The sequence below is a fragment of the Nocardioides sp. Root682 genome, assembly GCF_001427795.1.
Lineage (GTDB): Bacteria > Actinomycetota > Actinomycetes > Propionibacteriales > Nocardioidaceae > Nocardioides.
In genome coordinates this window covers 241,580-264,185 of sequence record NZ_LMHJ01000004.1, presented here as the reverse complement: position 1 = coordinate 264,185, position 22,606 = coordinate 241,580, and the positions used below count along the sequence as shown (strand labels likewise).

The 22,606-nt window shown below is 68.8% G+C and carries 18 protein-coding genes; 6 read left to right on the top strand and 12 right to left on the bottom strand.

Annotated elements, in window-relative coordinates; all coding sequences use genetic code 11:
• Nucleotide 1: 1 nt before the first annotated feature.
• The gene (locus tag ASD84_RS22040) at nucleotides 2-592 is read left to right on the top strand and encodes an acyltransferase (RefSeq protein WP_056716163.1); all 591 of its coding nucleotides are present in this window, start codon (nucleotides 2-4) and stop codon (nucleotides 590-592) included.
• Here the strand turns inward: ASD84_RS22040 and ASD84_RS22035 are convergent.
• The 4 genes from ASD84_RS22035 to ASD84_RS22020 all read right to left on the bottom strand — a co-directional run bounded on the left by ASD84_RS22035 (nucleotide 579) and on the right by ASD84_RS22020 (nucleotide 5,608).
• Entirely contained in the window at nucleotides 579-1,868 is a 1,290-nt protein-coding gene (locus ASD84_RS22035; RefSeq protein ID WP_056715659.1) for a nucleotide sugar dehydrogenase, read from the bottom strand. The genes ASD84_RS22040 and ASD84_RS22035 overlap by 14 nt on opposite strands.
• Nucleotides 1,869-1,882: 14 nt before the next feature.
• Nucleotides 1,883-3,454, bottom strand: a complete 1,572-nt coding sequence (locus ASD84_RS22030; protein WP_056715656.1) for a glycosyltransferase family 2 protein — start codon at nucleotides 3,452-3,454, stop codon at nucleotides 1,883-1,885.
• Between the two features lie 14 nt (nucleotides 3,455-3,468).
• A complete protein-coding gene (locus tag ASD84_RS22025; RefSeq protein WP_056715652.1) occupies nucleotides 3,469-4,452 on the bottom strand; it encodes a Gfo/Idh/MocA family protein in 984 nt (327 codons plus the stop codon).
• 67 nt (nucleotides 4,453-4,519) lie between these two features.
• Entirely contained in the window at nucleotides 4,520-5,608 is a 1,089-nt protein-coding gene (locus ASD84_RS22020; RefSeq protein WP_056715649.1) for a DegT/DnrJ/EryC1/StrS family aminotransferase, read from the bottom strand.
• A 225-nt stretch (nucleotides 5,609-5,833) separates the two neighbouring features.
• Here ASD84_RS22020 and ASD84_RS22015 point away from each other — a divergent pair, with 225 nt between their 5' ends.
• A complete protein-coding gene (locus ASD84_RS22015) occupies nucleotides 5,834-7,330 on the top strand; it encodes a glycosyltransferase family 4 protein (RefSeq protein WP_200958505.1) in 1,497 nt (498 codons plus the stop codon).
• 36 nt (nucleotides 7,331-7,366) lie between these two features.
• Entirely contained in the window at nucleotides 7,367-8,869 is a 1,503-nt protein-coding gene (locus tag ASD84_RS22010) for a glycosyltransferase family 4 protein (RefSeq protein WP_056715643.1), read from the top strand.
• Here the strand turns inward: ASD84_RS22010 and wecB are convergent.
• The gene (wecB, locus tag ASD84_RS22005; protein WP_056715641.1) at nucleotides 8,841-9,926 is read right to left on the bottom strand and encodes a non-hydrolyzing UDP-N-acetylglucosamine 2-epimerase; all 1,086 of its coding nucleotides are present in this window, start codon (nucleotides 9,924-9,926) and stop codon (nucleotides 8,841-8,843) included. The genes ASD84_RS22010 and wecB overlap by 29 nt on opposite strands.
• Nucleotides 9,927-10,001: 75 nt before the next feature.
• Here wecB and ASD84_RS22000 point away from each other — a divergent pair, with 75 nt between their 5' ends.
• Complete coding sequence (locus ASD84_RS22000; RefSeq protein ID WP_056715639.1) at nucleotides 10,002-12,614, top strand: glycosyltransferase; 2,613 nt, start codon at nucleotides 10,002-10,004, stop codon at nucleotides 12,612-12,614.
• A gap of 5 nt (nucleotides 12,615-12,619) precedes the next feature.
• On the opposite strand, the gene ASD84_RS21995 is transcribed toward ASD84_RS22000, so the two are convergent.
• Entirely contained in the window at nucleotides 12,620-13,063 is a 444-nt protein-coding gene (locus tag ASD84_RS21995; RefSeq protein WP_056715636.1) for an acyltransferase, read from the bottom strand.
• Between the two features lie 91 nt (nucleotides 13,064-13,154).
• On the opposite strand from ASD84_RS21995, the gene ASD84_RS21990 reads away from it, so the two are divergent.
• Both ASD84_RS21990 and ASD84_RS21985 read left to right on the top strand, forming a co-directional pair.
• Nucleotides 13,155-14,120 (top strand): dTDP-glucose 4,6-dehydratase, encoded by a 966-nt coding sequence (locus ASD84_RS21990; protein WP_056715634.1) that lies wholly within the window; start codon nucleotides 13,155-13,157, stop codon nucleotides 14,118-14,120.
• Entirely contained in the window at nucleotides 14,117-15,241 is a 1,125-nt protein-coding gene (locus ASD84_RS21985) for a DegT/DnrJ/EryC1/StrS family aminotransferase (RefSeq protein ID WP_056715631.1), read from the top strand. Before ASD84_RS21990 ends, ASD84_RS21985 begins: the two co-directional genes overlap by 4 nt.
• On the opposite strand, the gene ASD84_RS21980 is transcribed toward ASD84_RS21985, so the two are convergent.
• The 6 genes from ASD84_RS21980 to tilS form a co-directional block, all read right to left on the bottom strand.
• The gene (locus ASD84_RS21980; RefSeq protein ID WP_162251582.1) at nucleotides 15,186-16,190 is read right to left on the bottom strand and encodes a glycosyltransferase family 2 protein; all 1,005 of its coding nucleotides are present in this window, start codon (nucleotides 16,188-16,190) and stop codon (nucleotides 15,186-15,188) included. The genes ASD84_RS21985 and ASD84_RS21980 overlap by 56 nt on opposite strands.
• Nucleotides 16,191-16,258: 68 nt before the next feature.
• Entirely contained in the window at nucleotides 16,259-18,148 is a 1,890-nt protein-coding gene (locus ASD84_RS21975) for a hypothetical protein (RefSeq protein WP_056914082.1), read from the bottom strand.
• Nucleotides 18,149-18,237: 89 nt separating this feature from the next.
• Complete coding sequence (folE, locus tag ASD84_RS21970) at nucleotides 18,238-18,858, bottom strand: GTP cyclohydrolase I FolE (protein WP_056715625.1); 621 nt, start codon at nucleotides 18,856-18,858, stop codon at nucleotides 18,238-18,240.
• Between the two features lie 13 nt (nucleotides 18,859-18,871).
• Nucleotides 18,872-20,947, bottom strand: a complete 2,076-nt coding sequence (ftsH, locus tag ASD84_RS21965; RefSeq protein WP_056715620.1) for an ATP-dependent zinc metalloprotease FtsH — start codon at nucleotides 20,945-20,947, stop codon at nucleotides 18,872-18,874.
• Between the two features lie 96 nt (nucleotides 20,948-21,043).
• On the bottom strand, nucleotides 21,044-21,595 hold the full coding sequence (gene hpt / locus ASD84_RS21960; protein WP_056715618.1) for a hypoxanthine phosphoribosyltransferase: 552 nt from the start codon (nucleotides 21,593-21,595) through the stop codon (nucleotides 21,044-21,046).
• A 5-nt stretch (nucleotides 21,596-21,600) separates the two neighbouring features.
• Nucleotides 21,601-22,596, bottom strand: a complete 996-nt coding sequence (gene tilS / locus ASD84_RS21955) for a tRNA lysidine(34) synthetase TilS (RefSeq protein WP_056715616.1) — start codon at nucleotides 22,594-22,596, stop codon at nucleotides 21,601-21,603.
• Between the last annotated feature and the right edge of the window lie 10 nt (nucleotides 22,597-22,606).

Below are 22,606 nucleotides of genomic sequence, written 5' to 3'. Positions count from 1 at the left end.
GGTGAAGGCAACCGTCAAGGACACCGCGCAGGTCGCGGACTCGGCCCGGCTGGGCGATGGCACCACCGTCTGGGAGCTCGCCCAGATCCGCGAGGAAGCGACCCTCGGCGAGAGCTGCGTGATCGGACGCGGCGCCTACGTCGGCACGGGCGTCCAGATGGGCGACAACTGCAAGCTGCAGAACTACGCCCTCGTCTACGAGCCGGCGACGCTCGGCAGCGGCGTCTTCATCGGCCCGGCCGCCGTGCTGACCAACGACCAGTACCCCCGCTCGGTGTCCCCTGACGGCGACCTCAAGCGTGCGCACGACTGGGAAGCCGTCGGCGTGGAGATCGGCGACGGTGCCTCGATCGGTGCCCGCGCCGTCTGCGTGGCGCCCCTCAAGGTCGGCGCCTGGGCGCTCGTGGCCGCGGGGGCCGTGGTCACCCGCGACGTTCCCGACTTCGCGCTGGTCGCCGGCGTCCCGGCTCGCCGCATCGGCTGGGTCGGGAGGGCCGGCGTACGCCTGTCCGAGACCGCTCCGGGCGAGTGGACCTGCCCCGAGACCAGCGATGTGTACGACGAGAAGGACGGCGTCCTCAGCCGCCGATGACGACCCGGCGGACGCCCTCGACGTTCCACGCGTCGGCGTCCGTCGCACGGCGGCCGTCGACCAGGACGGTCACGCCGGGCAGGTCGCCGGGCTTGAGCGCCTTGTACTCCGGGTGGTCGGCCTGCACGATCGCGGCGGTGACCGGCTCGCCCTGGTGGGCGGGCAGGCCGAGCGACTCGAGCTCGGCGGCGGTGTACATCGGGTCGGACACGAACGGCACGGCGCCGCGCGCCTTCAGGCCCTCGACGAGCGGGAAGACGCCGGAGAACGCCGTCTCCTTCACCGCACCGCGATAGGCCGCACCGAGCACGAGCACCGGGACTCCGGTGAGGTCGCCCTGGGCGGCAGCCAGCAGGTCCAGGGCGTACGACGGCATGCCGGCGTTGGCCTCGCGGGCTGCGGTCACGACGGTCGCTGCCGGGTCGTTCCACAGGTAGAGCCGCGGGTAGATCGGGATGCAGTGCCCGCCGACGGCGATGCCGGGGCGGTGGATGTGGCTGTAGGGCTGCGAGTTGGAGGCGTCGATCACCTTGAGCACGTCGACGTCGATCTGGTCGGCGTACCGGGCGAACTGGTTGGCCAGGCCGATGTTGACGTCGCGGTAGGTCGTCTCGGCGAGCTTCGCGAACTCCGAGGCCTCGGAGGAGCCCAGGTCCCACACGCCGTTGCCCTGCGGAAGGTCGGGGCGGTCGTCGAAGTCGAGGACGGCGTCGTAGAAAGCCATCGCCGCGTCGGCGGAGGCCTGGTTGATGCCGCCGATCAGCTTGGGGTACTTGCGGAGGTCCTCGAACACCCGGCCGGTGAGCACCCGCTCGGGGCTGAACACCAGGTGGAAGTCCTCGCCGGCCTTGAGCCCGGAGAGCTCCTCGAGCTTCGGGCCGAAGCGGTTGCGGGTGGTGCCGATCGGCAGCGTCGTCTCGTAGCTGACCAGGGTGCCCGGCTTCAGGCCGCGGCCCACGGCCTCGGTCGCTGCGTCCATCCACGCCCAGCTCGGCGTGCCGTCGGCCGCCACGAAGAGGGGTACGACGATGACGACTGCCTGGGCTGCGGCGACGGCCGCGGTGGTGTCGGTGGTGGCGGACAGCAGTCCGGCGTCCACGGCTTCACGGAGCTTCTCGGCGAGGTGGGCCTCACCGGGGAACGGCTCCTCGCCACGGTTCACCAGGTCGACGGCGTTCTGGTCGACGTCGGCGCCGACGACGCGGTGTCCCTTGCTGGCGAACTGCACCGCCAGCGGGAGGCCGATCTTGCCGAGGGCGACCACACAGATGTCCACGTTTCCTGCTCTCCTCAATTACGTCTCAGCCGACCGAGGACCCGGCCCGCCAGCGTTCGTTCAACCGTCACGTCGACCAGGACCCGGTCCTCGGTCGAGGATGTCACCTTGATGGAGGCGTTCCACGATCGGGTGGCGACCTCGGAGGCCGCACTCACCGCAACACGGAAGGGGCGGTCGAAGATCCGGTCATCGGTCTCGATCCGCAGCCGCAGGCCCGCGCGACCACCGCCCTGTTCGATGAAGGGCGTCAGGTCGACCTCCGCCTGCACGTCCCCGTCGGCGCCGATCGTCATCGGCCCGCTGGCGAGCACGCGGGTGCCGTCGGACCGGCTCACGTCCAGCGCCCCGCGGGGGTCGCCGGCGTCGTTGAGCGGGCTGAGGGTCAGCCGGGCGTGCCGTGCCGACGCCGGGTCGAGGGTGGCCGTCGATGCGGTCACGAAGATCGTGTGCCCCTCGAGACGCACCGTGGCTGCCAGGTCAATGCTCTGGATCCACGGCGCGATGGCACCCTGCGGGATCACGAACAGGTCGTCAGGAAGCCCTTCGCGGAACCCCGGCAGCGGCGAGAACGCTCCCCCGGCCTCGACCAGGAGCGGGCCGGTCGTCGGTGCCTCGTCGGAGGCAGCGCGCAGCGCGGCCAGGTCGCCGGCGACGACGTGGTGCCAGCGCACCCGTCGCGGCACGGTCAGCCGGCGTCGTACGCCTTCAGTGAGGTAGCGGTCCGCGAGCACGGCGAGAGCGGCGAGCAGTCCCTCGCCCTCCTCGTCCGGGAGGAGGGGCAGGTCGCGGGTGATGAGCTTGTCGAACTCCCACGAGAAGTGCCGCACGAGCAGCGCATCGCGGTCGTCGCCCTCGGGCTCGATCTCGCAGAGGTGCTCGACGACCGACGTCAGGTCCGCGAGCCGCGTCGGCCAGTCGATCTTGTAGCTGATGTTGCTGTCGTCGCTGCGCTTGACGGCGAAGTACGCCGTCGGGGCTCCCAGCACGCCGATCCTGCGTGCCGCGCGGAGTGCCGCGAGCGTGAACGGCTGGTCACTGCCGACCCGCAGGTCGAGCGGGTAGCGGAGGCCGTGCTCGACGACGAGGTCGCGGCGGTAGAGCTTCGTGTTGGACAGCGAGTAGGGAAGCAACGTGCCGGGGTAGGCGAGGTCGGGATGCTCCCGCTTGAACAGCCGCTGATCCACCCGGCGTCCGTTGACTCCCTCGGCGACGGGTACGACGACGTCGGCCTGCCACGCGTCGGCGCGCTCGACCAGGCGTTCCAGCGCATCGAGCGCGAGGTAGTCGTCGGAGCCGAGGAAGAACACGAACCGGCCGGTCGCGACGTCGAGGCCGGCGTTGCACGGACGCGCCGGTCCCCCGGAGTTCTCCTGGTGCAGGACCCGGAAGACGTCGGGGTACGACGCCGCGTACTGCTCGAGCAGCTCGCCGCTGCCGTCGGTCGACCCGTCGTCCACCGCGACGACCTCGAGGCGCTCGTGACCGATGGTCTGGTCGACCAACGAGTCCAGGCAGGCGCTCAGGTAGTCGACCGTGTTGTAGACCGGAATGATGACGGAGACGTCGGCGCCGGGCGTTCCCATCAGCTGGTTGCCGGCTAGAGCCGGACGGCCCCGCCGTCCGTGGAGGAGGCGAGGATCCCGGCTGCCACCTCGACGGTCCGCATGCCCTGGGCGAGGGTGACGATGTCCGACTCCTTGCCGAGCACGGCGTCACGGAACTGCTCGTGCTCACGCAGCAGGGGTTCGCGCTTGGGGATGGCGAAGCGGGTGACGTCGCCCTCGACGACGCCACGGAAGGCACTCACGGCTTCCCACTCGGTCGGGACCGCACCGTTCGCGTAGAAGCTCAGGTCGGCGGTCAGGGTGTCGGCGACGAACGCACCGCGCTCGCCCGTGATCACCGTCGAGCGCTCCTTGAGCGGGCTCAGCCAGTTGACGAGGTGGTTGACGACGGCGCCGCCGTCGAGCTCCCCGACGACCACGATCAGGTCCTCGTGCTCGCGGCCACTGCGCCGGGCCGCCCGCGCGGAGACGGAGACGTAGTTCTGTCCGGTGACCCACGCGGTGAGGTCGATGTCGTGGGTCGCGAGGTCCTTGACCACACCGACGTCGGCGATCCGGCCCGGGAAGGGGCCCTGGCGACGGGTGACGACCTGGTAGATCTCGCCGAGGTCGCCGTTGGCGAGGCGGGTGCGCAGGCTCTGCAGCGCCGGGTTGTAGCGCTCGATGTGGCCGACGCCGCCGACCAGACCCTTCTCGGCGAACGCGTCGACCAGGCGCTTGGCACCCTCGACCGACGGGGCGAGCGGCTTCTCGATGAGGGCGTGGATGCCCGCGGCCGCGAGCTTGAGCCCGATCTCCTCGTGGGTGCCGGTCGGCGCCGCCACCACGACGTAGTCGGGCTTGAGCGCGATCAGGGCGTCGACGTCCGGGACGATCGGCGCACCGTGCGAGACCCGCTGGTCGGTGACGACCGCGTCGGCTGCGCCGATGAAGTCGACGTCGTCGAGGATCGACAGGATGCGTGCGTGGTTGCGCCCCATGGCGCCCAGGCCCACCAGGCCGGCCTTCAGCGTCATGCGGGGTCCCCGACGAGTTGTGCGCTGGAGGAGCGAAGCGGGGGAAGCGGAGAACTCGTTGGGGTGCTCATGCGTTGACCGCCACGACGATGCGGTCGAGCTCTTCAGCGGTGAGGGTCGGGAACACCGGCAGCGACAGCGCCTCGAGCGCGGCCTTCTCGGTCTCCGGCAGCTCCCAGCGCGGGTCGGGCACGCCGGCCTCGGTGAGGAACGGCTTCAGGCGGTGCACCGGCGTCGGGTAGTACGTCGCGCTGCCGATGCCCTGCTCGGTGAGCCGGGCCTGGAGGGCGTCCCGCTCGCCGGAGCGCACGGTGTACTGGTGGTAGGAGTGCAGGTAGCCCTCGGGCACGACCGGCGTGTCCGCCGTCTTGATCCCGGCGGTCAGCGTCGCAGCGTTGCTACGACGCTGCTCGGTCCAGCCAGCGAGGCGGCGCAGCTGGTTGCGGCCGACAGCCGCGGCGACGTCGGTCATCCGGGTGTTGGTCCCGACGACCTCGTTGGCGTAGCGCTGCTCCATGCCCTGGTTGCGCAGCAGGCGCAGCTGCCGGGCGAGCTCGGCGTCGGCCGTGGTGACCATGCCGCCCTCGAGGGAGTGCATGTTCTTGGTCGGGTAGAAGCTGAAACAGCCGGCCGTGCCGAGCGAACCGACGGGACGGCCATCGATGGCGGCGAGGTGGGCCTGCGCGGCGTCCTCGACGACGGCCAGCTTGTGCTTGTCCGCGATCGCGTTGATGGCGGTCATGTCGGCGGGCAGGCCGTAGAGGTGGACCGGCATGATCGCCACGGTCTTGGGACCCACCAGCGCCTCGATGGCCGCAGGGTCGATGTTGAAGGTGTCGGCCTGGATGTCGGCGAAGACCGGGGTCGCGCCGACGAGGCGGATCGCGTTGGCCGTCGCGGCGAACGTGAAGGACGGGCAGATCACCTCGTCGCCCGGACCGAAGCCCAGGGCGAGCAACGTGAGGTGCAGCGCCGACGTACCGCTGTTGACGGCGACGCAGTGGCGACCGTCGACGACCGCGGAGAACTCCTCCTCGAAGGCCTTGACCTGCGGGCCCTGCACGACCATGCCGGAACGCATGACCGCCACCACCGCTTCGATGTCGGATTCATCGATCACGGGCCGCGCAGCCGGAATCGGGGTGGGATTGGACATGATTCTCCTTGGTGAGGTCGGGACCGCCAGAAGAATATCGGCCACACACTCTGTGGGCGGCATCTCCACCGAGCGACGGCGCGCCCGGGAGGGTCTCAACGGATGCCGGACCGACCCCTGGCCGTGTCTAGGATCGTGGTCGTGAACGAGACTCCCAGCGACGCCCACCATTCCGCGTCGCCTGTCCCCGCTCCTCGGCACGCGTCACGTGGACGCGTCGTCATGTTGGTCGGAGCAGCCCTCGGCCCCGACTCGCGCGTCATCAAGCAAGCGCGATCCATTGCGGATAACGGCTGGGACCTGACCATTCTCGCGGCAAGCAACACGCTGGAACCCGATCAGTTGCCCGGAGTCACAGTGCGGGTCGTTCCCGAGGGCGGACGCGTCCCACACGCTGGAGGTCACCGCTCACTGCGCCTGCGAGCGCCGCTGGGATACTCGGCCACCGGCACCGCCGACAGGCGGTTCGGACGCGCCGAGTTCAAGCTCCTCGACATCCGTTCCAGCATCGACCGGGAACGGAGCAGTCCCTCTCCGGCGACCGGCCTCAGAATCGGCTTCATGCGCCTCAGAGCCCTCGGCACGAAGGGGCGGATAGCCGTCGTCCGGAAGCGGGCGGCCATGACCCATCACGCAGCCATGAAAAGACGACTGGCAAGTGGCTCGATCGACAAGGCCGTGACACGACTATGGTCGGCGACCCAGGGCGACCGCTCGTGGCGACGCCTGTGGCCGCAGGCGTGGAACCACGAGCACCGCTGGGGTCCGCTCCTGGATCAGCTCGAGCCCGACATCATCCAGGCCAACGACTTCGCCATGCTCGGCGTGGGCGCCCGCGCGAAACTGCGACTGCAGGCACGCGGCCTCAAGACATCGTTGATCTGGGACGCACGGGAGTTCCTGCCCGGCATGAGCCCGTGGAACCCGCACCCGCGATGGCACCTCTCGCAAATGGCGCTGGAACGGGAGTATGCCCCCGTGGCCGACTTCGTTGTGACCGTCTCGGAACCCTTGGCCGAGCTCCTGGTCAAGGAACACGACCTGGCTGAAATGCCCGCAGTAGTGACCAATGCGCCCGACGTGCAGTCGCCTCCTGTCGAGTGTCCCACCGACGTCCGAACTGAGTGCGGACTCGACGCATCGGTCCCGCTCGTGGCCTACTCGGGCGCTGCCGCTCCTCAGCGGGGCCTGGAGGTCCTGATTGACGTGTTGCCCAGCCTTCCCAGCGTTCACCTCGCCCTGGTCGTCAGGCCGCCCCACATTCCCGAGATCACGCCGTACGTCGGGTCGCTGATCGATCGGGCGAAGGATCTAGGTGTGTCGGATCGGGTGCACGTCCTGCCTTATGTCCCGAGCGCGCAGGTGGTCAGCTTCCTGTCCACGGCAACCCTGGGCGTGTTCCCGGGCCTCCCGTTCCTGAACCACACCATCTCCTTGATCACGAAGTTCATGGAGTACTCCCACGCCCGCCTGCCGATCGTGGTGAGTGAGCTGAAGATGATGGCGGACACTGTCCGCGCGACGGGCCAGGGCGAGGTGTTCGAACCCGAGAACGTCGAGAGCCTGCGCATCGCGCTCGAGCAGGTGATCGCCGACCCGGATCGCTATCGCAAGGCCTACGAAGACCGGGATCTCCTGGAGTCGTGGACCTGGGGTCCCCAAGCCGACGTCCTGGACACGGTCTACGCCCGTGCCGCCGCATCGATCTCACGAAACGGATAGACCCAGGTGTCAGTCTCCCCTTCACCCCACGTCGTCATGCTCGTCGACAACGTCATCATCGGCGACTCGCGCGTGCAGAAGGAAGCGCGCAGCATGATTGACAAGGGCTGGCGCGTCACCCTGGTCGGCCGACGGATGAAGCCCACGGACCCGAAGGCGGGCGAAGTCGGAGGCGTCCCGGTTCGCTTTGCCCACGTTGCGCAACAGGCGTCGACCCGACCGGAGCTTGATCGGTCGCCGCGGCTGCGCTCCCCACTGGCGTACCCATCGGCGCGTCTGGGACCACGGCGCGCGGCGCTGGCCGAGGTGCGGGCAATCGACGCGGGCACTGCCATCGAAACCCTGCGAAACGCCGGCCGGAACCAAGGACCTGGTTGGTTGATCGCTCGGATCCGGGGCCGTTGGGCCCGTGGACGCCGCGACGTCGTCCATCGCCGACTTGCTGCCACCGAGGCACTTCGCACACGCAGACTGCGGCGGGAAGGTCTGATCGATCGGGTCGCGGTGCGGTGGTGGCTGGCCATCAAGTCTGACAGCGCATGGCAGAACCTCGACCCCATCATCTGGGACTGGGAACTGGGTTATGCGCCGGTCATCGACGCCTTGGCCCCGGACCTCATCCACGCAAACGACCACCGCATGCTGTTCGTCGGCAGCCGCGCAGTCGCACGGGCACGTTCTCGCGGTCGCGACGTGAAACTGGTGTGGGACGCCCACGAATGGCTACCCGGGCTGGAGACCTCGGCCGCCATCAAGTCCTGGCTGCCCGCACAGACCGCCCTGGAACGCAGCCACGCCCGCCATGCCGACGCAGTCGTCACCGTGAGCGACGTGCTGGCCGAGATGCTCCACGAGGAACACGGTCTGCGCCAGCGACCGGCTGTCGTGGTCAACGCCCCGCTGACGTCGACGACACAGGTGCCGGCGACATCGCTTCGAGAAGCCATTGACCTGCCCGCGAACACGACACTGCTGCTCTACTCGGGCGCCATCTCGCCCGAACGCGGCGTGGACGCGTTGATCCGGGCGCTCACACTGCTTCCTGACGTGCACCTGGCGCTCGTGGTGCGCATCCCGCTGCAGCCCACGGTCAAGAACCTGCTCGAACTGGCAGAGGAGATCGGCGTACGCGATCGGGTCCACACGGCGCCGTACGTCCCGGTCGACGAGATCGTGCCCTATCTCAGCGGCGCCGACGTCGGGGTCCACACACTCCACCATGCACCCAACAACGAGATCGCCCTACCCACGAAGTACTACGAGTACGCCCAGGCACGGCTTCCCGTTGTGGTGTCCGACGTCAAGGTCATGGCCGCAACGACGCGAGAGAAGCGCAACGGCGAGGTGTTCCAGCCGGGCGACCACGAGGACCTTGCGCGGGCAGTGCGAGCGGTGCTGGCCGACCGGGAATCGTACGTTCGGCCCTACGACGACGCGGCACTGATGCACGCGTGGAGCTGGGAGGCCCAGGCCGAGACGCTCGATGCCGTCTACCGCACCGTGCTTGGGCTCAGCGCCGGGTCTCCATCGCCGAGATGACGGCGGCAGCGGCGACACCGTCGCCGTAGGGCGCACCCCGCTCACCTACGGGGGCGGGGCGTGTCGCTGTGGCCGACCAGACGCCGCTGTCGAGGTGATGCGGGTCGGGGACCAGCACGTTCCAGCCACCTTCGAGGGTTTCGACCCACTCGGTCTCGGGTCGGATCGTCGTACAGGGGCGCCCCAGCAGGAAGGCCTCCTTCTGGAGACCACCCGAGTCGGTGAGCACACCGACCGAACCCACCACTGCCGCGACCATGTCGCCGTACCCCAGCGGGGTGCCGACCTTCAGTGAGCCACGCTCCAGCGCGATCCCGTGCTCCGCTGCCTTCGCCACCAGGCGGGGATGTGCCAGCAGCGAGACCGGTACCGGCAGTGCTGCCAAGGCGTCGAGGATCGCATTGAGACGGACCGGGTCGTCGGTGTTGTCCGGCCGGTGCAGGGTCGCCACGAGGTAGGGCAGCGTCACGTCGATGTCGTGGGGAAGGTTCGTCGGGCCGTGGCCGGCTGTGAGCACGGCGTCACGGACCTGGAGGCAGACATCGACCATCACGTCACCCACGAGAACGGAACGTTCGGCGAGGTTCTCGTCGGCGAGGTGACCCATCGCGACCGTGGTCGGTGCCAGCAGCAGGTCCGCGGCGTGATCGGTAAGGACCCGGTTGTGCTCCTCGGGCATCCGCCGGTTGAAGGAGCGGAGACCTGCTTCGAGGTGCGCCACCGGCACGTGCAGCTTCACCGCGGCGAGGGCAGCCGCGACGGTCGAGTTGGTGTCGCCGTAGACGAGTACCCAGTCGGGCCGCTCACGGTCGAAGATCGGGTCCAGCTCGGCCAGCATCGCGCCCGTCTGCGCGCCGTGGCTTCCAGAGCCGATCCCGAGGTGGATGTCGGGAGCGGGGATCTGCAGGCCGGCGAAGAACACGTCGGACATGTCGGCGTCGTAGTGCTGCCCGGTGTGCACGATCAGGTGCTGGTGGTCGGTGCGCCCCATCGCCGCAGCGATCGGGGCGAGCTTGACGAGTTGGGGGCGAGCGCCAACGACGCTGATGACCTTCACCTTGAATGCTCCTGCCGTGGGCCGCTGGACGCGTGCGAGCCTAGCGGGCAGCGCAGCCGCCCTAAGATCGGGAGCGTGCAGAGAACCGGTGGCTCCCCTTCCGCCCGACCACGCCTGGCTGTGATCGTCGCCGACACGGTCACCGGGAACTCGAGGGTCCAGCGGGTTGCCCTGGCGGCCGCCTACGACGGCTGGGACGTGATGATGATCGGGCGTTCATCGACGGGCCGGGGCCGAGAGACCTGGATGGGCCCTGTGGAGGTCGTGCGTGTGCCGGTCGTGCCGCTCATCGAGAGGCAGGAGAACCAGCGTCGTCGCAACGCGCCGGGCCGGCGCATGCTGCGCGCCGGCATGACCGTCCCGGCCGACGTGGAACGCGCCCATGCCGTCCGAGCAGCGGCTGCCCGTCACCAGGAGGAGAAGATCGCTGGCCCCGCCGGCCTCCGGCGGTTTGCGCGCAGGATCGGTGCCAGGACTCGACGGGACCTCTTCGCGGCACGCCTCAAGGCGAATCGATGGGGCACCCGGATCACCTCGGACCCCTCCAAGCCACTCGGCGACTGGCGTCGCGACGTTCCATCGATCCTCGACTTCGATCGAATGATGGGTCCGGCCATCGAGGAATTCAGGCCGGACGTGATCCACGCCAACGACGTCGCGTCGCTCTACACCGCCGCCACCGCTGCAGCTCGGTTGCGCGGCATGGGGCACGACGTTCGCTGGCTGTACGACGCCGCCGTTCACGTCGCCGCCACGAGCTGGCCGACCCCACGGACCGTGAGCGGCTTCCCGCAAGTGGAGCGGCAATACATCCATCGCGCTGACGCAGTCATCGCGGCCTCACCCGAGATCGCAGCCGCCCTCAGCGACGCCCATGGGTTGGCGACCATGCCCTTGGTCGTTCGGAACACACCGCCGCGTGCCGCCGTCGGCCGCGCCACCGACAAGTCCGTGCGCGCGACGGTCGGGCTCGGTGAGACCACTCCGTTGCTGGTCATTGCCGGAGACCTTCGCGTCCAGCCCGCCGCGGCCACGGCCCTCGAAGCACTCGCGGCGATGCCCGACGTCCACCTTGCGATCGTCGCCAACCAGGCCGACAAGACGGCCGCCCGACTCCTGACGATCGGCCGGGACACAGGTGTTTCGAAGCGGGTCCACGTCGTGCCGTGTGTCGCCCACCACGAAATGGCTGACTACCTGTCGAGTGCTGACGCGGGGATCCTGTGCCACGAACCAGCGGCCGGTGAAGCGCAGTCCATCCCGACCACCTTTGCCGAGTACATGCACGCCGGGCTCGCCGTTCTCGTGAGCGATGTCCAGCTGCTCGGCGCCCATGTCCGCTCCCACGGTGTCGGTGAGGCCTTCGAGCCCGGCGACCAGGAGAGCTTCCGACGGGGCGCACGTGCTGTTCTCGACGCGCGCGACGTGTACGCCGGGCGGATCAGCGAGGACATCCTGACCGAGCTCTCCTGGGAGGTCCAGAGCGCCGGACTGCTTGAGCTGTACCGCCAACTGGGCGGCATCGCTGCGCTGCCGCCGTACGACGACGAAGCAACCTGGAGCGTCGAGGAGACGCCGCAACGCGTCAACCCGCCGGTCACCGCGGTCGCGTCCGGACGAGTCGAGCCCACCTGGCGCCCCCTGACACCGTCGACACCGATCCGGCTGGGGTTGGGACCCGCCAATTACGCCGGCCAGCTCGCGGCCATCGCCCAGGCCGTGACCAGGTACCGCGAGGATGTGTCCGCAGAAGTCACCATGCACACCGGGGGAAAGCCGCCCGGGTACTCAGCGGACGTGTACGCCGACACCTCCACCCTCCATCGTCTTGACGTCCAGGTGGCGCACCTCCGGCGCATCCTGCCCCGCTACACGCACCTGATCGCGGATGCCTTCAAACCGGTCTTCGGCACGCTGAACGGGAATGACATCGCCGGCGATCTCGCGGCGCTGGAGCAGGCGAACATCAAGGTGGCACTGCTGGCTCACGGCAGCGAGATTCGCTCACCAGAACAGCACCGTGCGCGCAACCCGCAGTCGCACTTCCACGACGCCCGGGACACGGACCTGCTGAATGCCCTGTCACGGATCGCCAACCGCAACCGAGCGATTCTCGCGTCGACTGATCTGCCCGTGTTCGTCACCACCCCGGACCTCCTCGACGACGTGCCGCAGGCGACGTGGCTCCCCTTGGTGATCGACATGGACTCGTGGGCGACGGCCACGCCGATCATGGAACGCGAGCGACCTGTCGTGCTCCATGCACCGTCCGCGAGATGGGCCAAGGGCACGGATCGATTCCTGCCTGCGTTGTTGGCTCTCGAGAATCAAGGCCTGATCACTCTGAACCTCGTCGAGGGACTGCCGTGGCCCGAGATGCAGCGCCAGGTCAAGGAGGCCGACATCGTGGTCGATCAAGTGGCGGTGGGCGCCTACGGTGCTTTTGCGTGCGAAGCCATGGCCGCTGGCAAGCCGGTGATCGCCTATCTCACCGAGAAGGTCACCGAGGTCGTGGGTGAAGAGCTCCCGATCCTCAACGCCACCGGCGCAGAGGTTGCCACGACGATCGAACACCTGGTCGCCGATCGCGAACGGGCCCGGACCATCGGCGCCGCTTCCGCGGCCTACGCTCGCGCGGTCCATGACGGCACACGCAGCGCAAGGATCCTTGACGACTTCCTGAGGTGACGCCGTCAGCCTCGGGGCTCAGCCAAGAAGCGCCGAGCGGCGTCGGAAACAACTCTGGCAGGCACTCCCACGAGCAAGCTGTACGCAGGCGCGACCGTGTTCTCCTTGACCACCGCGCCAGCGCCGACGACGCAGTGGTCGCCGATGTCGGATCCCATCAGGATGACGGCGTTCGCACCGACATGGACGTTGCGCCCGATCCGGGTCTGGCGCCGCTCGATCGGGAGGGCTCGGTCGCTCAGGCACCTCGCCACGGTGGAGTGGGTGTAGATCTGAGCCCCTGCAGCGATGTCACATCCGGATCCGATGGTCAGCCCGCCGCTTCCGTCAATGACGGTGAACGCGCCGATCCACACATCGGCACCGATCGTCGGCTCGCCGACGAGCCAGGCGAGCGGATGATAGGGGTTCGGAGGCAGTGGGTCACTCTGCACCACGTCGTCGGCCATCGCGCCTCCTCGTCTGAATCACGGGCCCACTTGGTAGCGTGCGGGCGCAAGCGGGAGCCTACGCCCGACCACGCTGGAGAATGAGCGCGCAATGTCAGTCAACTCGAAGTCCATCCTGGTCACTGGAGGCGCGGGCTTCATCGGAAGTCACCTCGTCGACCGCATCGTCGCCGACAACCCGGCGCGGGTCACCGTCGTCGACAACTTCTTCCTCGGCAGCATCGACAACCTGAGCTCATCGCTCGGATCCGGGATCGATCTCGAGGTGATCCGCCTCGACGCAGCCGATCTCTCGGCCATGCAGGACATCGTCGAGCGGCGGCAGGTGGACACCCTCTTCGACCTGGCCATGATCCCGCTCCCGACCTCGCTCGAGTACCCCGCGTGGACGGTGCAGACCAACGTCGCGATCGTCACCACGGTCTGTGAGCTCATCCGTCGCGGGTTGATCGAGCGACTGCTCCACGTCTCGAGCTCCGAAGCCTACGGGTCGGCGCGGTACATCCCGATGGACGAGGACCACCCCCACGACGCGATCACGCCATACGCCGCCAGCAAGAGCGCCGGCGACCGGATCATCGAGTCGTACGTGCAGACCTTCGGGATCGACGCCACGGTGGTCCGGCCGTTCAACAACATCGGCCCCCGGCAGAACCCCGGCTCCTACGCCGGCATCGTCCCGATCGTGGTCCAGCGGGTGCTGTCCGGCATTCCGATCGAGATCTTCGGTGACGGCGAGCAGACCCGCGACTTCATCTTCGTGCGCGACACCGCCGACATGATCGTCGCCGTGCACGACGAGCCGCAGTGCCGTGGCGAGGTCCTCAATGTCGCCACCGGGGTGGAGACCTCCATCAACACGCTGGTCCAGCGCCTGCTGTCCGTCATGGGCGCAGAGGGCCACGAGATCGTGCACCGCGACCCGCGCCCCGGCGACGTGCGCCGTCACCTTGCCGACGCCACCAAGGTCCGCAAGGCACTCGGTCGCGACATTCCGCTCCTGACCGACGAGGCCCTCGCTGAAACCGTCGAGTGGTACCGCGGAGTCCTCGCGTGAGGCTGAACATCCCCACGCTCGACGACGCTGAGCTCAAGGCCGTCGGCGAGGTCCTCGCCACCGGGATGTTGACGCAGGGCGCCCAGGCAGCTCGCCTCGAGCAGCTGATGTGCGAGCTGACGGGTGCATCGCGAGCCGCCGCGGTCAGCTCCGCGACGACGGGCCTGCACCTGGCCCTCGTGGCCCTCGGGGTCGGGCCCACCGACGAGGTCATCATGCCGGCCTTCAGCTTCCCCGCCACGGCCAACGTCGTCGTGCAGCAGGGTGCGCGGCCGGTCTTCGCCGACATCGACCCGGTCACCTTCAACATCCGCCCCGACCTGATCGAGGCGGCCGTCACCAGCCGGACCAAGGCCGTGATGCCGGTGCACGCGTTCGGCCTGTGCGCCGAGATGGATGCCATCAACGAAGTCGCCGGCCGTCACGGGTTGCCGGTGATCGAGGACGCCGCCTGCGCGGTCGGCGGCACGTTCCGTGGCCGGGCCGCGGGCTCGATGGGTACCGCCGGCGTCTTCTCCTTCCACCCGCGCAAAGTGATCACGACCGGCGAGGGCGGGATGATCACCACGTCCGACGAGGCGCTCGCTGATCAGCTCAACCTGCTCCGCGCCCACGGCGCACGACGCGGTGAGCTCTTCATGGAGTTCGTCGAAGCCGGGTTCAACTACCGCCTGTCGGACATCCACGCAGCGATCGGCGTCGTCCAGATGGGCAAGCTGCTCGCGATCGTGGCCGAGCGTCAGCGGCTGGCCGCCGCGCTCTCCTCACGACTGGTCGACATCGAGGGAGTGACGGTTCCGTCCGCCCCTTCCCACGTGGTGCCGACCTTCCAGTCGTACGTCGTCCGGCTCGATGACCTCATCGATCGCGATGGCGTGATCCGTTCCCTGCGCGAGCTCGACATCGAGTCGACCCTGGGCACCTACGGCATGCACCTCCAGCCGTACTTCCAGAAGACCATGGGTGATCTGGCGGCGGACCTCCCGAATGCGACGCAGGCGCACCACCAGGCGCTGACCCTGCCGCTCTACCCGGGCCTGGCCGACGGCGACCTCGACCAGATTGCTACGGCGCTGCGCGCTGCGGTTGCGAAGAACCGCCGGTCGGCTCAGCCGTCCTGACGTCCCGCACCACGAACAGCGGGCGAGCGCGGGTCTCCTCGACCGCACGCCAGAGGTACTCGCCCATCACACCGATCACGGTGAGCTGCAAGCCCCCCAGCAGGAGCACGACGACGAGAACCGTCGACCAGCCGGGAGGTGTGTCCACCCCGACGAGGACCCGGACCACCAGGAAGACGGCGTAGAGCAGTCCCAGGAACGCGACACCGAGGCCCGTGAAGGTGCACAGGCGCAAGGGCATCGACGAGAACTGGATGAGCGAATCCACGGCGAGCTGGAGCATGCGACGCCGCGTCCAGCGGGACTCGCCGTGCTTGCGGGCGACCTGGTCGTAGTCGACGCGGGTCTGAGTGAAGCCAAGCCAGGCGATCAGGGCCAGCACGTTGCGGTTTCGCTCGGGCATTTTCGCAAGCTCGTCCATGACGGCGCGGGTCACCAGGACGCCGGAAGGGCCTTCGGCCGGGTAGTTCTCGAGCTTGGCGTAGCGGGAGAACAGCAGCGAGAACGACTTGGAGAAGAGCTCCTGCGACACCGAACGACCGGTGCGCGTGCGTCGCACTCCCCACACCACGTCGGAACCTGACTCCCAGCCAGCGATGAAGTCAGCGATCAGGCTCGGTGGTTCCTGGAGGTCGGCACCCAGCACCACGGCGACGTCGCCCCGGGCGACGTCGAACCCAGCCGAGATGGCGTAGTGGGAGCCGAACCTGCGCGAGAGTCGTACGGCTGTCACCCGGTGGGCAGGATCGGCGGCGTCGAGGAGCAGGTCCGCCGTGCCGTCCGTGGACCCGTCGTCCACGAGGACCAGCTCGAAGTCGTATTCGGCGTGGGCAGCGGCAAGCGCGGCGAAGCGCACGAGAAGTCCCGGGACGTTGTCAGCCTCGTTCAGCGCCGGCACGACGATGGAAATCAGGCGGCGGGGCATCTCCTGCTGGGGCGTGTCCGTCATGCTCATCTCCATGGGCGGCCACGATAGGCCACCGCTCAGATCACTCGTTCAACGCAGTGGCACTCGCGCTACTCCGGCGGATCGTGGTCACCGCTTGATGGTCCCGGGGGGAGATAGATGACGACGGTCTGGTCGCCGATGTGCTCGGTCAACTGCACGTAGTGGGCGAGCCTGATCCCACAGTGGCGCAATGTCTTCCGCTCGAGCTTCGTGACCGGGCGGTTGAACAGGACGATCGGCTCGCGTTGGCCCCACCACCGGTCGTCGTCACACGTGCGGATGACTCCGGCGGTGGATCGCGCGGTGTCTGACGGCGCGTACCAGGCCTCACCCACCGGACGCCCATCGAGCAGAAAGACCAGGCCGGACATCGCGTCGAAGGCCATCATCGCGCGGCCCTCCTCCTCGACGTACGGAAGCAGCCTCTGACGTAGGTCGGCGTATTCCTCGGCATCGTCAGGGGCGAGCCGCAGAGAGTCGAGCGCCGGCACCTCCTTCGCCCTAGTGGTGCTCGCCTCGAACCCCGACGTGCGATACGGACGGTTCCACAGGCCGTCGACGGCGACGAACATCGTGGCGACGACGATTCCGGAAACGGCCCCCAAGATCAGCACGCGGGTGGCCAGGTGCCGCGCCGGCTCAGCCGTGGCTATCAGGATTGCGACGGCGACCCAGGCTGCGAGGCCGAGCATGGCCATGTACTGCAGGAGGTTCCCGGTTCCCATCGACACCGCGACCGGGAGCACGACCAGCATGATCACGATCACGGATCGCGGTGCACCTCGACGGACCGCGCCTCCAGAGGCCTGGTCCGGAACGGACCTCCACCGCCGCGGCAACGCGGCCACCAGAGCGGTGATCGCCACCAGCAGGATGGCCAGCAGGGGCGCGAAGATGGTCACCGTCAGCGGCATCAGATGGGGAGGCCCCGCGATCGTTCCGTCATGGCGAACCACCTGGGCGATGCTCGAAGCGAGAGCAAGAAGAACCAGCGCAAGGGCGATCCGCGGCCACCGTGCCAGGAACGGCACGGCCACAGCAACCAACAGCAGCAGCCAGTGCTGAGCGACGACGTCGTCGAGAAGTATCTCGCCACCGATTCGGTAGCGCGTCAGCAAGGCTGCCGGTGAGTTCGTCGAGTCCGCCACCATGGAATTCACTTCCAGCATGGGCGGCACGATCTTCTGGAAGGGAACGAGTGCGAACTGGACGAATGCTGCCGTCCCCAGCATTCCCGCAACTCCGAGACCCACCAGCCGGCCCAGGCGAAGCCATCCCTGACGAGCCGAGAAGTGCAGGACCAGAAGGACCGTGGCAACGCCGACGAGGACCAACGCAGCAGACGACCACTTCGCGAGCCCCATCACCACCGCGGTCGCTCCCATCCCGAGCGGCACCCAAGCAGCCGCAGGACGGTCGGCCAGGATGTCGCGAGCAATCCACAGAACGCCACCCGCGAGGACGAACGCGCAGGTGAGTGCCAGGTCGTTGTACCCGGGACTCAACGGCAACCAGGAGTAGGTGATCCCCGCGCAGGCCGTGATCGTCGCTGTTCCGGCGATCTCCCACCATCGGCTGGCGGGAGCCGCGGGGCGCTGCCAGCGCAACCAGGACATGAACGTCCAGCCGAACCAGACGTGCGCCGCCACGGTGGTTGCGAGGCGGACGAGGCGGAGTCGCGCGATGTCGAACCCGAGCAGCTCGAACACCGGCCCATAGACGTACTGCACACCGGAGAAGGAGTCGAAGTTGTCGTTCCACCAGCGGTAGCTGAGCAGGTAGAAGCTCTCGTCCGTGAGGTCGAGACCGCGGTTGGCGCAGATCACCGCGGCGACGATCCAGCTGAGCGCTGCGAGGCCCGACGCCAGGGCCGCGCCACGCAAGGCCATCAACTGCCCGCGGCCGGGGGGCTCAGGTGGCAACTGCACCGGGGGCTGCTCGAACTCCGTCTGCGTCACGCAGCGCTCTCCCTCGTGGCTCGATCGTCGGTCACCGGCGCGATCCTAGGCCCGCCCCGGCCACATCCCCTCGTCGTCGACGCCGCGGGTCAGTTGCGCGGGCTGTGGATCAGCGCCATCGCCTCGGCACGCGTCGACGCGTTCGAGAGCATCGTGCCGCGGACGGCGGAGGTGATGGTGCGGGCGCCGGCCTTGCGGACGCCACGCATCGTCATGCAGAGGTGCTCGGCCTCGATCACCACGATCACGCCACGGGCATCGAGCAGCTCCATCAGCGAGTCGGCGACCTGGGTCGTGAGCCGCTCCTGGACCTGCGGGCGCTTCGCGTAGACGTCGACCAGCCGGGCCAGCTTGGACAGCCCGGTGATCTTGCCGGTCTCGGCCGGGATGTAGCCGACGTGGGCGACGCCCGTGAACGGCACCAGGTGGTGCTCGCACATCGACCACAGCTCGATGTCGCGGACCAGGACCATCTCGTCGTGCCCGATGTCGAACGTCGTGGTGAGGACGTCCTCGGCGGTCAACCGGAGGCCGGCCGTCATCTCGGCGTACGCCCTGGCCACCCGGGCGGGCGTCTCCCGCAGGCCCTCGCGCTCGGGGTCCTCCCCGATGGCGATGAGCAGCTCACGGACCGCTGCCTCGGCGCGGTCGTGGTCGAACGCGGGCACGTCGTCGCGGTCCCGCTCAGGGACGGTGATCGGGTCGGCCATCGGGGGTCCTTCGTCAGGTGCCAGCGGAGGGCGTGGGCGGCTGCGGTTCGTTCGGCGGCACGATCGGGGGTCCACCGTGGACGTCACCGTCGGGACCCGGAGGCGTCAGGATCTGGCCGCCCTCGGGCTCGGTGTTGACACCATTGACCGTGAGACCGTTCTGCGCAGCGCGCCGACGGATCTCCTCGGGGATCTCCACCGGGGGGATGTCGGAGGGGATGCGCGTCGGGGAGCCGGTCCAGGCCGGACGACGCGGACGCAACCGCAGCGCGGTGAAGATCTCCGCGACCTCGGCCTTGTCCAGCGTCTCCTTGTCGAGCAGCGCGAGCACGAGCTGGTCGAGCACGTCGCGGTTCTCGACCAGGATGTCGAACGCTTCCTGGTGCGCACCGGTGAGGAGCAGCTTGGTCTCCTCGTCGATGATCGCGGCGACGTCCTCGGAGTAACCACGGCCATGGCCCATGTCGCGGCCCATGAACGGCTCACCGGCGGCCTCGCCGAGCTTGATCGCACCGAGGCGCTCGGTCATGCCGTACTGCGTGACCATGGCCCGGGCGACGCTCGTCGCCTTCTCGATGTCGTTGCCGGCGCCGGTGGTCGGGTCGTGGAAGACCATCTCCTCGGCCGCCCGGCCACCCAGCATGTAGGCGAGCTTGTCGAGCATCTCGGAGCGGGTCTGGGAGTACTTGTCCTCGTCCGGCAGCACCATCGTGTAACCGAGGGCCCGGCCGCGCGGGAGGATCGTGATCTTGTGGACCGGGTCGCCGCCCGGGAGCGCCGCTGCGACGAGGGCGTGGCCGCCCTCGTGGTAGGCGGTGATCAGCTTTTCCTTCTCCGTCATCAGGCGGGTACGACGCTGCGGGCCCGCGATGACGCGGTCGATCGCCTCGTCGAGGGTGGCCGCGGTGATGACCTTCTGGTTGTTGCGCGCGGTGAGCAGCGCGGCCTCGTTGAGCACGTTGGCGAGGTCGGCACCGGAGAAGCCGGGGGTACGACGCGCGACGGCCAGCAGGTCGACGTCGGTGTAGAGCGGCTTGCCCCGCGAGTGCACGTCGAGGATCTGCTTGCGGCCGGCCAGGTCGGGAGCGTCGACGGGGATCTGGCGGTCGAAGCGGCCCGGACGCAGCAGCGCCGGGTCGAGCACGTCGGGACGGTTGGTCGCGGCGATCAGGATGACGCCGCCGCGCACGTCGAAGCCGTCCATCTCCACCAGGAGCTGGTTGAGCGTCTGCTCGCGCTCGTCGTGACCGCCGCCCATGCCGGCGCCACGGTGGCGACCGACGGCGTCGATCTCGTCGATGAAGACGATGGCGGGGGCGTTCTCCTTGGCCTGTTCGAACAGGTCACGGACACGCGAGGCACCGACACCGACGAACATCTCGACGAAGTCCGAGCCGGAGATCGAGTAGAACGGCACGCCGGCCTCGCCGGCGACGGCGCGGGCGAGCAGCGTCTTGCCCGTACCGGGCGAGCCGTAGAGCAGCACGCCCTTGGGGATCTTGGCGCCCACCGCCTGGAACTTGGCAGGCTCCTGGAGGAACTCCTTGATCTCGCCGAGCTCCTCGATCGCCTCGTCGCAACCGGCGACGTCGGCGAACGTGGTCTTGGGCATGTCCTTGCTGATCATCTTGGCCTTGGACTTGCCGAACTGCATGACGCCCTTGCCACCACCCTGGACGTTGTTCATCAAGAAGATGAACAGCAAGATGATGAGGGCGAACGGCAGCAGCGTCGCAAGGATCGACCCGAGCAGGCTGGGCTTGGGGTTCTTCGAGTTGGCCTTCTCGATGGTGCCCTTGGCGACCTGGTCGTCGACAGCCGCGAGCAGCGTCTCCTGCTGGCCCTGGATGTAGTAGGCGAGCACCTTGTCGCCGGAGCCGCGGGTGCCCTTGTCGAGCGTGGCCTCGATGGACTGGTCGCCATCGATGAAGGTGATGTCCTTGACCTGCCCCTTCTCGATGTACTTCGAGAGCTGGGAGGTCTGGACCTCGTCGTACCCGCCGCCGGGCGCGAGCAGCTGCAGGGCGAGGACCACGGCGAACACCGCCACCACGATCCAGAGCCAAGGCCCCCTGAAAACGCGCTTCACAGACTCAACCGCTCCTCGTCGTCACATCAGAATCAGTCGACGGTACACGCCGACACCGCTGCCATTGTGTCCGGTCCATGGTGACCGGAGCACCATTCACGAGTACACGGAGGGCGACAGGGTGCCGATGTCGCGCAGGTTGCGGTAGCGCTCGCGGTAGTCCAGGCCGTAGCCGATGACGAACTCGTTGGGGATGTCCCAGCCGACGTACTTGGCCTCGATGGGCATCTGCAGGGCCTCGGGCTTGCGCAGCAGGGTCGCGATCTCGACGCTCGCCGGGCCACGCGAGCCCAGGTTGGACGTCAGCCACGACAGGGTCAGGCCGGTGTCGATGATCTCGTCGACGATCAGGACGTGCCGCCCGCTGATGTCGGCGTCGAGGTCCTTGAGGATCCGCACCACACCGGAGGACTTCGTGCCCGAGCCGTACGACGACACGGCCATCCAGTCCATCTCGACATGCTTGGTCAGGGCGCGCGACAGGTCGGCCATCACCATCACCGCACCGCGCAGCACGCCGACCAGGACGAGGTCCTTGCCGTGGTAGTCGCGGTCGATCTCGGCGGCCATCTCGGCGATCCGGGCCTGGATCTGAGCCTCGGTGAAGAGCACCTCGACCAGGTCGTCCCCGACGTCTGCTGCGTCCATGGGCGTCAGCCTGCCACAGCGGTGGGGCGGAACCGGAGGTGGCCGTCGCGGCGGAACGCCGTCACGTGGCCGGGGAGCTGGACCTCGCCGCGGATCTCGCCGGTCGCGAGCGCCAGAAGGGCCGTGACGTGGACGTGGAAGAGCTCGCTGTCGGTCGCTCCGGCGTCGAGAGCTGCCAGCCGCAGGACACGGGAGGCGATGGCGCGGTGGGTCTCGCAGAGCTCGACCAGCCGAAGGCCTTCTCCGTTGGTCGAGCCTGTCGAGACCAGGTTCTCGTACGCCGACCGGGCGATGGCGTCGAGCGCCTCCACGTCGTCACGGACCTGGTCGGCGGTGCGGGCCAGCGTGGACGCGACCCCGGGGCCGAGCTCCGCCTCGAGCAGGGGCAGTACCCGCTCGCGGACCCGGACCCGGGTGAACGCGGGGTCGCTGTTGTGCGGGTCCTCCCAGAACTCGACGCCCTCGGCCAGGCACGCGGCCACCGTGTCGGACGCAGCGACGTCGAGCAGCGGGCGCGCGTATCGGTCGAAGGTGCGGCGCATCCCGGCGAGGCTCCGACCGCCCGAACCACGGGTCAGCCCGAGCAGCACGGTCTCGGCCTGGTCGTCACGCGTGTGGCCGAGCAGCACCAGCGCGGCGTCGAAGTGCTCGCGGAACTGGTCGAGCACGACGTAGCGGGCGTGCCGAGCGGCGGCCTCCGGACCGAGGCCCGCCGGGTCGACCTGCACCCGGACGGACGCCGTCTCGTCAGCCCCGAGGCGTGCCATCTGGAGGACCACCCGTTCGGCGTGCTCCGCCGACCCCTTCTGCAGTCCGTGGTCGACGGTCGCGCCGATCACGCGGAGCCCGACCTTGTGGCCCTCGAAGATCGTGGCGCTGAGCAGGGCGAGCGAGTCGGCTCCGCCCGAGCACGCCACCAGGACCGGCGAGCCGGGCTCGATGCCGGCCAGCGATCGACGTACCCCTTGGCGGACGGCAGCGACGGCCGGGTGCAGACCCATCAGTCGCTGT